This window comes from Pseudomonas sp. Pseusp11, from assembly GCF_047304405.1.
GTDB lineage: Bacteria > Pseudomonadota > Gammaproteobacteria > Pseudomonadales > Pseudomonadaceae > Aquipseudomonas.
Map to the genome: position 1 here is coordinate 1 of NZ_JBGLZF010000079.1, position 14,019 is coordinate 14,019.

Annotated in this window: 6 protein-coding genes; 5 read left to right on the forward strand and 1 reads right to left on the reverse strand. The window is 60.0% G+C overall.

Annotated features, from left to right (window positions below; translation table 11 throughout):
- Positions 1-244: 244 nt before the first annotated feature.
- The 3 genes from ACCC96_RS29800 to ACCC96_RS29810 all read left to right on the forward strand — a co-directional run bounded on the left by ACCC96_RS29800 (position 245) and on the right by ACCC96_RS29810 (position 3,994).
- Entirely contained in the window at positions 245-1,735 is a 1,491-nt protein-coding gene (locus tag ACCC96_RS29800) for an aldehyde dehydrogenase (protein WP_413697691.1), read from the forward strand.
- Between the two features lie 52 nt (positions 1,736-1,787).
- Positions 1,788-3,083 carry an NAD(P)/FAD-dependent oxidoreductase gene (locus ACCC96_RS29805; protein ID WP_413697692.1) on the forward strand — a complete coding sequence of 432 codons (1,296 nt, stop codon included), beginning with the start codon at positions 1,788-1,790 and terminating at the stop codon, positions 3,081-3,083.
- A gap of 362 nt (positions 3,084-3,445) precedes the next feature.
- Complete coding sequence (locus ACCC96_RS29810) at positions 3,446-3,994, forward strand: cupin domain-containing protein (protein WP_008011722.1); 549 nt, start codon at positions 3,446-3,448, stop codon at positions 3,992-3,994.
- A 115-nt stretch (positions 3,995-4,109) separates the two neighbouring features.
- On the opposite strand, the gene ACCC96_RS29815 is transcribed toward ACCC96_RS29810, so the two are convergent.
- Positions 4,110-5,927 carry a di-heme-cytochrome C peroxidase gene (locus tag ACCC96_RS29815; RefSeq protein ID WP_019648645.1) on the reverse strand — a complete coding sequence of 606 codons (1,818 nt, stop codon included), beginning with the start codon at positions 5,925-5,927 and terminating at the stop codon, positions 4,110-4,112.
- A 387-nt stretch (positions 5,928-6,314) separates the two neighbouring features.
- Here ACCC96_RS29815 and ACCC96_RS29820 point away from each other — a divergent pair, with 387 nt between their 5' ends.
- Both ACCC96_RS29820 and ACCC96_RS29825 read left to right on the forward strand, forming a co-directional pair.
- Complete coding sequence (locus ACCC96_RS29820) at positions 6,315-8,021, forward strand: ShlB/FhaC/HecB family hemolysin secretion/activation protein (protein ID WP_413697693.1); 1,707 nt, start codon at positions 6,315-6,317, stop codon at positions 8,019-8,021.
- A 24-nt stretch (positions 8,022-8,045) separates the two neighbouring features.
- Positions 8,046-14,019: filamentous hemagglutinin N-terminal domain-containing protein (locus tag ACCC96_RS29825; RefSeq protein ID WP_413697694.1), on the forward strand; the 5,974-nt coding region annotated here is incomplete at its 3' end.

A 14,019-nucleotide genomic window follows, 5' to 3' on the forward strand; every position in this document is an offset into this window, starting at 1 on the left:
TGTTCTATAACTCAATTTCAGACCTTTAGTACAACTGGTACCTGCACACGGTTTACCGGGGGCTGACACTAAACCTGTGGCGAGGGAGCTTGCTCCCGCTGGGTCGCGAAGCGACCCCTCCTTCTACCTGAAAAGAAGGGGACTGCTGCGCAGTCCAGCGGGAGCAAGCTCCCTCGCCACAGGTTACTCATCGCTTGCCCATCGGTTAACACGATCACTTATTCCTCTGCGTAGAGTCACAACCATGACAAACACTCGCAGTGACTGGGAGCAACGCTTCCAGTCCTTGACACTAGAAGGCCGCGCATTCATCGACGGCCAATACCGCCCGGCACTCAGCGGCGACACCTTCGAATGCATCAGCCCGGTCGACGGCCGCTTTCTGGCGAACATCGCCAGCACCGACGAAGCCGACGCCAATGCGGCAGTTGCCGTCGCGCGCCGTGCATTTGAATCCGGCATCTGGGCGCGGTTGGCACCGGCAGAACGCAAGCGCATCTTGATTCGCTTCGCGGACTTGATCCTGGCCAACCAGGAAGAACTGGCGCTGCTGGAAACCCTCGACATGGGTAAACCGATCAGCGATTCCATGGCCATCGACATTCCAGCGGCCGCCAACGCGATCCGCTGGAGCGCCGAAGCCATCGACAAAATCTACGACGAAGTCGCCGCCACCCCGCACGACCAATTGGGCCTCGTCACTCGTGAGCCAGCAGGCGTGGTCGCCGCCATCGTGCCGTGGAACTTCCCGCTGATCATGGCCAGCTGGAAGTTCGCCCCGGCCCTGGCGGCAGGCAACTCGTTCATCCTCAAGCCTTCGGAAAAGTCACCACTGACGGCGATCCGCATCGCGCAACTGGCCCTCGACGCCGGCATCCCCAAAGGCGTGTTCAACGTGTTGCCGGGCTTCGGTCACACCGTCGGCAAGGCGTTGGCGTTGCACATGGACGTCGACGTGCTGGCCTTCACTGGCTCCACCGCGATTGCCAAGCAACTGATGATCTACGCCGGGCAAAGCAACATGAAACGCGTCTGGCTGGAGGCGGGCGGCAAGAGCCCGAACGTGGTGTTCGCCGACGCGCCGGACTTGCGCGCAGCGGCTCGGGCAGCGGCCAGTGCGATTGCCTTCAACCAGGGCGAAGTCTGCACCGCCGGCTCGCGCCTGCTGGTGGAGCGCTCGATCCGCGAGCAGTTCATTCCGTTGCTGGTGGAAGCGCTGCAAGTCTGGAAGCCGGGGCATGCGCTCGACCCTGAAACCACCGTCGGCGCCGTCGTCGATCAGCGCCAATTGGACAATGTGCTGCGCTACATCCAGGTCGGCAAAGACCAGGGCGCGCAACTGATTGCTGGCGGCAATCGCACCCTTGAAGGCACCGGAGGCCTGTACGTGGAGCCAGCGATTTTCGACGGCGTGACCAACGCCATGACCATCGCCCGTGAAGAAATCTTCGGCCCGGTGCTGTCGCTGATCACCTTTGACACCGCTGAAGAAGCGCTGCAGATCGCCAACGACAGCATCTTCGGCCTCGCCGCTGGTGTGTGGACCAGCAATCTCAGCAAGGCCCACACCTTTGCTCGCGGCTTGCGCGCGGGCAGCGTCTGGGTCAACCAGTACGACGGCGGCGACATGACCGCGCCGTTCGGCGGGTTCAAGCAGTCGGGTAACGGTCGGGACAAATCGCTGCACGCGTTCGACAAGTACACCGAACTCAAAGCGACCTGGATCAAGCTCTGACACCTTTACAGCGGCGGTCGCCGGCGCATGTCGGCGGCCCTCGGAGAAATGTATGAAACACAGCTCTACACAAAATCATGTAAACAGCTACTACGCCGCGACCCGCAACCAGACTGGCGATTACCCGGTGCTTGAAGAGCTGGTGGAATGCGACGTCTGCGTGATCGGTGCCGGCTACACCGGGCTGTCCTCGGCGCTGTTCCTCAGCGAAGCGGGCTACAGCGTAACGGTACTGGAAGCCGCCAAAGTCGGCTTCGGCGCCAGCGGTCGCAACGGCGGCCAACTGGTCAACTCCTACAGCCGCGACGTCGATGTGATCGAAGAGCGCTACGGCGACAAGACCGCCGAAGTGCTCGGCAGCATGATCTTCGAAGGCGCCGACATCATCCGTTCGCGCATCAAGGAGTACGACATAAAATGCGACTACCGCCCTGGCGGTATCTTCGCGGCGCTCAATAAGAAGCAGCTCAACGGCCTGGCCGAGCAGAAGCGCAACTGGGAGCGCTACGGCAACAACAACCTGAAAATGCTCGACGCCTCGGACATCCAGCGTGAAGTCGGTTGCGACAACTACGTCGGCGGACTGCTGGACATGCAGGGCGGCCACATCCACCCGCTGAACCTGGCCCTCGGCGAAGCCGCCGCGATCATTCGCCTGGGCGGCAAAATCTACGAACAATCCGCCGCCGTGGACATCTCCTACGGCGAGCCGATCACCGTGCGAACCGCCAAAGGCGTGGTGAGGGCCAAGTACCTGCTGATCGCCGGCAACGCCTACCTGCCGCAAGACCTCGACAACCGCGTGACCCGCAAAAGCATGCCTTGCGGTTCGCAAATCGTCGTCACCGAGCCGTTGTCGGAGACGGTCGCCCGCAGCCTGATCACCAATAACTACTGCGTCGAAGACTGCAATTACCTGCTCGACTACTACCGCCTCACCGCCGACAACCGCCTGCTGTACGGCGGCGGCGTGGTCTACGGCGCCCGCGAGCCGGACGACATCGAACAACTGATCCGCCCGAAAATCCTCAAGACCTTCCCGCAACTCAAGGACGTGAAGATCGACTACCGCTGGACCGGCAACTTCCTGCTGACCATGTCGCGCATGCCGCAATTCGGCCGCATCGAGAAAAACGCCTATTACATGCAAGGCTACAGCGGCCACGGTGTCACTTGCTCGCACCTGGCCGGCAAACTGATCTCGGAAATGATCCGCGGCGACGCCGAACGCTTCGACGCCTTCGCCTCCCTGCCACACATGCCGATGCTCGGCGGCCGCACCTTCCAGGCCCCACTCACCGCCATGGGCGCGGCGTATTACGCCTTGCGAGACCGCTTCGGCATCTAGGTTGAACCTGCCGGCGGTCTCCGCCGGCCAAGGCTACGCATCACCCCTGTGGCGAGGGAGCTTGCTCCCGCTGGGGCGCGAAGCGGCCCCGCTTTTTGCCATTGATGCAATCCATGCGGGACAAACCTTCGTGGCCGAGGGGGCAAGCCCCCTCGCCACAGTTTCGACACCAGAACTGACTGACATCAGAAGCCGACAGCTTTTTTGCCAGCCGTTTATCGAACCTGCTGAGCAACACCCACAAACGTGATTTAATACCCGCCTTCCACGGTTCCGGGACGGGAAACGGCGTAATCCGCGGCCACCAGTCGCTCGCCACCCACCCCCCATTACCCCTTAAGTAGTTCTCACATAAGGCTGTCATGGACACGGGCTCACGACTCAAATTAGTACGCGAAAGCTACAAACTGTCCCAGCGCGAGCTGGCCCGGCGTAGCGGCGTCACCAATGCCACCATCTCCCTGATCGAACAGAATCGCGTCAGTCCCTCCGTCAGCTCCCTCAAAAAACTGCTCGAAGGCATCCCCATGTCTTTGGCGGACTTCTTCACCTTCGACCAACCGCCGCGCGAGCATCAGTACGTGTTTCGCGCCAATGAACAGCCGGACCTCGGGCGTCATGGGCTGCGGTTGTTACTGATCGGCGCTTCGGTGCCGAGTCGGCAGATGCGGCTGTTGCGCGAGCAATACGCGCCTGGGGCGAGTTCGGGGGAAGAGCCGATTGTGCATGCTGAGGGGGAGGAGTGTGGGCTCGTAACTCGCGGCACGGTTGAGTTGACGGTGGATGGGCAGATTAGTGTGTTGAATGCCGGGGATGGGTATTACTTCCCGACGACGCTGCCGCATCGGTTTAGGAATATTGGGGCAGACGAGGCTGAAATCATCAGCGCCAACACCCCGGCTAACTTCTGATACCTGAAGCAAACATTAAATCTGTACAGGCCTCCGGCGGGGCGACCAATACTTTCGGTCGCCCCTACCAGCAATTACCACTCCATACCTCAAGTGAGAGCGTCTGCGACGCCGTTCAAAGTGACTTCAAGTAGTCGAGAAGTTGTGACCTTTGGACATCACTGAGGCTGCCCACGCCATAGTCATGCCCGGCGTTGCTATTGCCATCAAGCTTGGTGTCGAAAAGAAACCAGTTCTTGTCCGATTTCTCGGTCTTGAATCCAACCCTTTTGTTATCGAACTCATTGGTCCCTGTGTAAAAACTCGACGGGCGCTGATGGGGTGGCAGCAGAAGGTCATTCAGGCTCGGTACAGAGCCGTTATGCAAATAGGGAGCTGTGGCCCAGATGCCGGTGAGAGGTCTTGCTTTATAGGCAAGAAGAGGAACGGTTGAGCTGGCACGGTAGCAGTTGTATAGCCGTAGTGCTTTCTCATCCAAACGACTGAACAAGGCACGCTCCTTGAAGCCAGGGACTTTTTGAGGTTTGGTATCTATTCCAAGCAATCCATCGAAAGCCAGTTCGGCGACATCGCGCCCTTTACCCAGTAATGTCTCCAGGACGGTCACACCCAGCATGTTGTAGAGAAGGTCATTTGACTTGATGGGTCCTGATTTATCGACTTTGGAATAACCCGCCAACACTCCAGAATCCGCTTTAAATTGATAGGCATTGCACGCCATCCAGGGATCCGTGCCAATGGTCGAGTCTTTTGGGCTCTGGGCATTGAAATTGTCATTCGCAGAGATTGGAATCATGACCGCTTTGATGGGCGTGGCGAGATTGTTTCTATCAAGGGGGGCATGGCAGCCGGCACAATTTTCCGTAAATAATTTGGCGCCAGGCGTGAGGTCTTTTGGCAACTGCCCAGGCCACCGCGGAGGCTTCAGGGTATAAAGAGAACGTTCTAGAACATCCAGATTTTTCACGTTCACACTGGAGACAAACCCTGCCTTGGCCGCGGATTCTTTAACCGGGCGAATGTCGGCGAACACACCGATGGCCTCTCCTGCATTACGCCCCAGACCTCCGACATCGAGGCCTTCGCCCGTGAACGAGAAGAGTTTTGCTTTACTGACCATTCCGTTCCATTGGAGAACGTTGTGTTGAGGCGTATTCCAGAGAAATGGATAACTCACCGGCGCATCAGAGGGGTTAGGGGTAGGCGGTTTCGCTTGGGTGACTTGACTGATTTTGTTGAGAATGTGGCCCACGGCATCAAGGCGACCTGGGCCATATTGCAGATCTGTGGCATTCAGTGTCTCGTTTTGGGCATAAAACGCATTCAAGCTATCCAGGGATTTTTTCAACCGTTGGCGATTCCCTTTCGACAGATCATCACCCAGGACGCTCTTTGCAAAGCGTTCAAATTTTTCAGGGTCGGAAGCCGTTTTGCTCAAGGCCTCTCTAAAATATTTAAAGAAATTTTGAAAGTCGGCGTTCGTTGGCCCGCCGTTGATCACAAGATTCTGCTCTTCAAATTTGATCTGAGCCGTGTGACAAGCAGAACAGTTCATCCCCACCCACGGCTCTCTCGATCCTTGTCCAAAAAACCAGCGGAGTTTCGTGAAAGACAACTTGCTGTCGTGACTGTCATCCAAAACGAAACCCATCGGCAACGTAAAGCGCTTACCGTTATAAGACGGACGATAAGGCGTGTAACCGTAGGCGGAGATCGTTTTGTCACTCATGAACTTCTCCTCTGAACCAGGCTCTTCCAATGCAAGCGCCCAGGAGAGAGGGAGAATTCTCGATCCTTGTGAAAGTTCAAGCCAATTGGACTGGGTGGTGTCACTCCATCCCTGATCCAGAATGTCGGCAGCCTGAGCCATTGAATGAGCGCCGAAAAACAACAATGCAGCGCAGGCAAACGGGGGGGCTTTTAACTTGTTCATCAGATTCCCTTCTATTTGTAATTCCTGTTGAGACCCATCACGTTGGTAGCCAATAGCTACCAGCCATGAGTGTAGCCACAAAAAATATAGCTCTTTAATTTTGTTCCATGCCCCGTACCCGGACAGAGCCCGGGTTGTTCATTACGTAAAAAAGACCTTGCCGTTTGGCACTCCGCTTTTTCTCTGCGGACTACAGCGCCTTGGTGTTGTGAGCATTTTTCTACACCACATCAGGAAACGTCCTGCGCTCTCGTCGGAAGCGCCCGATTTAGCCATTACAAGTCATCCCTTAACCTCCTCGAATGAATCCGTTCATTGACGTCAAAATAGTGGCCATCTAATATCGCGCCACTATTGTGCTATCAGTCTCCATTCGAGGGATCGAACATGTACCCACCCGCCCTCGTGGCGAGGTTGTGCCTGGCTTTGCTGTGCCTTTCTCCGCTGAATCTTGCTCACGCCGCCCCCACCCCCGGTGAAACCGATCTGATCCGCGAACGTCAGGATCGCTTGCTCGACGAGCAGCGTCGGCGTCTCGAGGAGCTCAAGGAATTACCCGGCAAGGCAGCCAAACCCGCGCCTCCGACGGCCCCGGCCGACGCCCGGTGTTTCCCCATCCAGGACATCGAACTCAAAGGCGCCGACAGTCTGTCGGACGGCGAGAAAAATCGCCTGCTCAAGCCTTATATCGACCAGTGCCTGGGCGTTACGCAGCTCAACGAGTTGCTGAAAGTCATCACCGATCTGTACATCGAGAAGGGCCTGGTCACCAGCCGGGCCTACTTGCCGCAGCAGGATTTGTCCGCCGGGCATTTGAAGGTACTGGTGGTCGAGGGCCGGCTCGAAGGGTTGAAGGGCGCGGAGGGCAGCCAGCTGTCGGACCGTGAACTGGCCATGGCTTTTCCCGGCAAGAGCGGGGAGCTGGTCAATCTGCGGGAAATCGAGCAGATGGTGGATCAGCTCAACCGCTTGCCGTCGAATCAGGCGCAGATGGAGTTGTCCCCGGGCAAGAACGTCGGTGGCAGCGAGGTGCTGGTCAAGAACACCCCGCAGAAGCCGTGGCGTGTCGGGTTGTCGCGCAGTAACGACGGCCAGCGCAGCACCGGCGAGCAGCAGTGGGGCACGACGTTCGATTGGGACAGCCCGCTGGGCCTGGCCGATCAGTTGATGCTGCGCGGCGGTCACGATGCGATGAGCGATCACCAGCACACCTCCAACAACGCGATGCTCAATTACAGCGTGCCGTGGGGCTGGTGGAACTTCAGTTACACCTACAGCCAGAGCGAATACCGCTCGCAAGCCCAGGCCAACGGTTTCAATTTCAAGCAGACCGGCGACAGCGAAAACCATCAGTTGCGCGCCGAGCGGGTGATCCATCGCGACGCCCTGAGCAAGACCTCCCTCAGCACCGGTCTCTCGTACCTGCGCACCAACAACTTCATCGAAGACAGCAAGCTCAAGCTGAGCAGCAACCGCATCAGCGAAGCGCAGTTCGGCATCAACCATGGTCGGCGGGTCGGCAGTGCCTTCGTCAACCTTGACCTGGGCATGCAACAAGGCATCGGCGCGTTCGACGCCCAGGGTAACGGCGATCCGGGCCCCGGCGAGCCGAACGCCCGTTACCGCAAATACACCGCCACCGCGAGTTACTTGCAGCCGTTCAAGCTGTGGGGCGAGTCCTTCAGTTTCAGCAGCCTGATGACCGGCCAGCGCAGTGAAGACGTGCTGTTCAGCCCGCAGCGCACCAGCCTCGGCGGGCAGTCGTCGATTCGCGGTTACAAGGACCAGTCGTTGTCCGGTGACAGCGGCGGCTACTGGCGCAACGACCTGCGCTGGAGCCGTCCGGTGACCCTGGAATGGCTGCGCCCGGTGTTCGCCGAGTACGGCACCAGCCTGGGTTACGACCAGGGCGTGATCCGTGGCGACCGCTACAACGGCGATCAGCACGGGCGGATGTCCAGCGATTCCGTGGAGTTGTTCGCCCGGGGTCAGCATGTGGCCGCCAGCGTGACTTTTGCCCATTCCCTGGAACGCCCTGACGTGCTGACCGAGCGCGAAGCGCCGATCTATTTCCGCGTGGATTTCTTCCTCTAAATACGCCTCTTCGAGAACACTGACATGGACGTTCGCCATTACGCCTTCCTCGCTAGCCAGCCCTCGGCTGCGGTCAAAAACCGCGAGCACTTCTGGGGCATGCCCAAGCGCGGGTTGGCGTTCCTGCTGGCCAACGTCATGTTCTGGCAGCCGATGTGGGCGCAGGCCGACGGGATCGTGGTGGCCACGCCCGGCACCAGCCTCGGCCAGGCGGGCAATGGCGTGCCGATCATCCAGATCGCCACGCCCAACGGCACGGGTCTGTCGCATAACCAGTTCCACGATTACAACGTCGGCAGCCAGGGGGTGATCCTCAACAACGTCGCCGCGCAGACCGGCGCGACGCAACTGGGCGGGATCATTGTCGGCAACCCGAACCTGACCAACGGGATCGCGGCGCAAACCATCCTCAACGAAGTGGTCGGCGGCAGTCCCAGCCAGTTGCGCGGCTACACCGAAGTGGCGGGGCAGTCGGCGCGGGTCATCGTCGCCAACCCCTACGGCATCAGCTGCAACGGCTGCGGCTTCATCAACACCCCGCGCGTAACCCTGACCACCGGCAAACCGGTGCTGGACAACGGTCGTCTCGATCGCTTCCAGGTCGATCAGGGCAGCGTCACCATCGACGGCGCCGGGCTGAACGCCAACAACGTCGACCGCTTCGAAATCATCACCCGCAGCGCGAAGATCAACGCCGAGATCCAGGCGAAAAACCTGACCATCATCGCCGGTCGCAACGACGTCAACGCCGACAGCCTCAACGCCACCGCGCGTGCCGATGACGGCAGCGCCAAACCACAACTGGCGATCGACTCTTCCGCGTTGGGCGGCATGTACGCCGGGGCGATCAAACTGGTCGGCACCGAAGCCGGGGTCGGGGTGAAACTCGACGGCAACCTGGCCGCCAGCGGTGGTGATATCCAGCTCGACGCCAACGGCCATCTCAGCCTGGCGCAAACCTCGGCCGCAGGCGCCGTCAATGTCAAAGCGGCCAGCCTCGATGCGCGCGGCCCGGTCTACGCCGGCACCGCCGTCAACATGCAAACCCAGGGCAACCTGACCAACCAGCAAACCCTCGCCGCCCGGGACAGCATCGCGCTGACGGCCGGTGGTGTGCTGACCAACAACGGCATCATCGAAGCCGGGGTCAATGCCGACACCAGCCGCAATGCCAGCGGTGATGTGAACCTGAATGCGCAGAACCTCAACAACACTGGCAAGAGCGTGGTGGCCAGCCGCAACCTGACGGTCAATACCAGTCAGACCCTGAACAATCAGGGCGGCACGTTGAGCGCTGCGCAAACCGCCAACATCACCGTCGGGACTTTGGACAACCAGAACAATGGCCGGGTGTTGAGCAGCGGCAATCTCAATCTCACGGCCAATCAGGTCCTCAACAGCAACGGTCTGATCACCAGTACCGGTAATCTCAGCGCCACCCTCGGCCACCTGAACAACCGCACTGGCGAACTCTCGAGCCTGGCCACCGCGACGCTGCGCATGGCCACGCTGGATAACGTGGCGGGGCTGGTGAACGCCGCTCAGGCCTTGAGCATCACCGCCACGGGGGCGGTTAACAACCAGGGCGGCAAACTGACCAGCCTCGACAGCCTGAGCCTCAACGCCGGCCAGGTCGATAACAGCAGCAAAGGCCGGATCGCCAGCAACAAGACCCTGACGGTCAGTGTCAGCAGCCTCGACCAACACGATGGCGGGCAACTCACCAGCGGCACGTCGCTGACCCTGGACCTGAATCACGGCGAGCTGAATAACCAGAACGGTTTGATCAATGCCCCGGCACTGGTGCTGAAAAACCTCGCCCAGGTGAACAACCGCAACGGCGAAATATCCAGTGCCCAGGCGTTCACGCTGGCGGCCGACAGCCTCGACAACAGCAACGGCAAACTGCTCGGCAATCAGGCCGTGACCCTGCGCGTGCAGCAGGCGCTGACCAACATCAAAGGCTTGATCGCGGCGGCAAGCGTCGATGTACAGGCCGGTAGCCTGAACAACAACGGCGGCACCCTGACCAGTCGCGCCGGCCTCGAACTCAGGGTTAACGGCCAGCTCGACAATCAGGATCAAGGACTGATCAACGCTACCCAAAACCTGAACATCAACACGGCGAGTTTGAACAACCAGAACGGCGGCTCGTTGCTCGGCAGCGCCATTGCCATCGACTTCAGCGGCGCCATGGGTGACCTGAACAACGCCAATGGCCTGATCACCACCACCGGTCAACTGAGCATCCGCAACCTGCGGGACTTGAACAACCGTGGCGGTGAACTCTCCAGCAGCCAAAGTTACATGCTGACGGGCCGTAACCTGGACAACAGCGACGGCAAACTCATCAGCCGTCAGCAACTGGACCTCACCGCCGATGCCACCACTAACCTCAATGGTCTGATTTCCGGCTGGCAAAGCCTGAGCCTTCTGGGCGGCAGCCTCGACAACCGCAATCAAGGCACCTTGTCGAGCCGCGACGGTGACGTGCTGGTGGACCTCACCGGCGCTGTGCGTAACAGCAACGCCGGTGCTCTGGTCAGTAACGGCACGTTGAAGGTCACGGCGGCCAGCCTCGACAACAGCGACAACGGCATTCTTTCCAGTGCCAGTGCGCAAACCTTCGTCATTGCCGGAACACTGAATAACGCCCAGGGCGGTTTGATCGACAGCGGCGCCGCTCTGGATATTCAGGCCCAAACCCTCAGCAACGCCAATGCAACCATCAATGCCCAGCAGGACATCAGCTTCACCGGCACCGATCTGAACAATAGCGCCGGTACCTTGGCGGGCAAGGGCGCGATCACCCTCGATCTGCTCGGCACCCTGACCAATACCAACGGCAAACTGGCGAGCGACGGCCCGCTGGTGATTCAGCGCGCGGTGCAGATCAACAACCAGGGCGGCCAACTGGCCAGCCAGGGTTTGCTGAGCCTGTTGACCGGTGGCCTCGATAACCGCAATGGCGGCACTGTCGCGGCCAATGATGGGTTGACGCTCACGGCCAGTGGCGTCGTACAGAACAGCGTCAACGGTCAGATCTTCAGCAGCAACGCCGGCCTGACGCTCAACGCCGCCAGCCTCGATAACGCCAAGGGCACCCTGCAAAGTCAGGGCGACTTGACGGTGAAAACCAGCGACGCCATCGATAACCAGAGCGGGCGCATCGTCGCCAAGGGCGGCAATCTCGACATCACCGCTGCCAGCCTCGACAGCCGCGGCGGTGTGCTCTCCAGCCTGCAAGGCGCCTTCAGCAGCCAGATCACCGGTGTACTGCGCAACGGCTATGACCTGAACAACAACCGTCAGGGCGGGATCATTCAGGCCCAGAGCCTGAACCTCAAGGCATTGGCCGGCCTCGACAACTACGGCGGGCGTATCACCGCGCAAACCGGTGATGCCATCGTCGACACCGGTACCAACGGCAACTTCGACAACCGCAATGGCGGTCTCTACGCCAAGGGCCGGGTCAGCGTCACCGGCAATAACTTCGACAACAGCGGCGACAACGACGGGCAGATCGGCGGGCAACAGATCGACCTTAGCCTGCGCGGCGCATTGAACAACCGCCTGGGCATCATCGAAAGTGAAAGCACGCTGACCATCACCGCCGCCAGCCTCGACAACCAGACCGGTCAGCTTCGCGCACTCGGCGCCAATGGTAAAACCGCGTTCGCCATCGGGGGCCTGTTCGACAACCGCAACGGCCGCGTGGAATCCGCCAACAACGACCTGAGCCTCGGCACCGGTGGTTTGCTGAACGCCGGCGGCAACGTGCTGCACGTCGGCACCGGCCTTTTCGACATCGCCACCGGTCAACTGGGCAGCGCTGGCGGCAACTTCGTCACCCGTGGTGGCCTGACTCTGGCCGCCGCCAGCTGGACCAACAGCAGCGTGATCCAGGCTGATCGCCTGACCGTCAATATCAACAGCCTCAACCAGACGGCCAGCGGTCAGTTGCTGGCGGTCAGCACACTGACCGGTAGCGGCGGTAACTGGAATAACGATGGCTTGATCGCGAGTGACGACAGCCTGAGCCTGACGCTCGGTGGCACGTACTCGGGCAATGGCCGGGTCAGCAGCCTGGGAACGTTTGGCCTCAGCGCTGCACAACTGAACCTCAATGCAGCATCGAGCCTCGCCGGTGGCGGCAACACAACCATTTCCGTGGGTGGACAGCTCAGCAACGCCGGTCGCCTGACCTCGGCTGCCGACCTGACCCTGACGGCCGGCAGCGTAAACAACACCGGCACCGTGGGCGCCGGCAAGAACCTGACGTTGACCACAGGCGCGTTGCTCAACGACCGCGGCTTGATCTTCAGTGGCGCAGACATGCAGCTCCTGAGCCCCAGCTTCACTAACCGCTACGGGCAGGTCTACAGCCTGGGCAGTACGCTCATCGCCAGGGACAAAAACAAGACCAAGGCTGATCTGCTGGATAACAGGTCTGGAGGGATTGAGAGTACCGGCGACCTGACGATCGCGGCCACGACGGTTAACAACGTCATGGATGTGTTGCAGTACACCGAGCATGAGAAAAGTGTCGCGACCATCACTCAATTGTCATGCGCACTGATCTCGTATGGGTGTGATGACCGTGGCGGTGGCCGCATCAACGCTCTTTGGGAAATTGCAGAAACCGATCGCCTGAAGGTCACGCTTCATTCTGAAGCCGCCTCGATCAACAGCGGCGCGAACCTGACGATTAACGCCGGCGAAGTGAACAACATCAGCAGCAACGTTACGGCTGCCGGGAATTTAACGATCACGGCGTCGACGATCAACAACAAGGGTGTGCAAGAGCAGGACATCGAAACCACCCGGCGATTCGTGAGCTGGGTCAACGAAACCGCTTCGGCCATTAACATGGCTGACCTCTTCACCCAACGAAACAATCCGACCCCTTCGGCCACTGTCGAACAGGACTTGAGCAACTTTCTGGCCTGGATGGGCGAAACACTGCCAACCAGCAGTCGCACCATCAACGGTGAGTCCCTGGATGCCATCATCCAGGCCGGCGCAAATGTCACCCTCAATGCCACCCAGAACATCAACAACAGCGTGGTTCGCCCGTTCTATGCCTATGTGGCGGCAGGTCATACCAAGGCTGACACGGGAGTAGGCAGTGGCTACTCGACGCCGATCCAGATCAACCAGCAACTTGCTCCCGACCTGGCCCAGCAGCAAGTCAACCCGCTCACGCTTCCCGGCTTCAGCCTGCCCAGCAGCCAGAACGGCCTATTCCGTCTGAGCCAGGAAGGCAGCACCAACCCGACCGCCACCGGCCCACAAAGCTGGACCCTCACCGGCGCCGGCGTCACCTCGTCCACCAGTGCGCCGGTCACCCTCAACCGCGTCCAAGGTCTGCCAAGCAACGCCGGCAAATCCCAGCCGCACAAATACCTGATCGAAACCAACCCGGTCCTCACCGACCTCAAGCAATTCATGAGTTCGGACTACCTGCTGTCCGGCCTGGGCTACAAACCCGACCAGAGCGCCAAGCGCCTGGGTGATGGGCTCTACGAGCAGAAACTGGTCCAGCAAGCCGTGCTCGCCCGCACCGGTCAACGCTTCATCGACGGCCAGACCTCGGACGAAGCGCTCTACAAGTACCTGATGAACAACGCCATCGCCAGTAAGGACGCGTTGAACCTCAGCCTCGGCGTAACCCTCACTTCACAGCAAGTCGCGGCCCTGACCCACGACATCGTCTGGCTCGAAGAACACGAAGTGAACGGCGAAAAAGTCCTGGTGCCGGTGCTGTACCTGGCCAACGCTAACAACCGCCTGGCGGCCAACGGCGCGCTGATCCAGGGCCACGACGTGACCCTGATCGCCGACAAGGACCTGCACAACGCCGGCACCCTGCGCGCCAGCCAGAACCTGGATGCGACGGCCAAGAAAGATTTGGTGAGCAGCGGGTTGGTGGAGGCGGGGGAACGGTTGAACTTGCTCGCCACCAATAATTTAACCAACAGGGCGGGGGGGATCATTG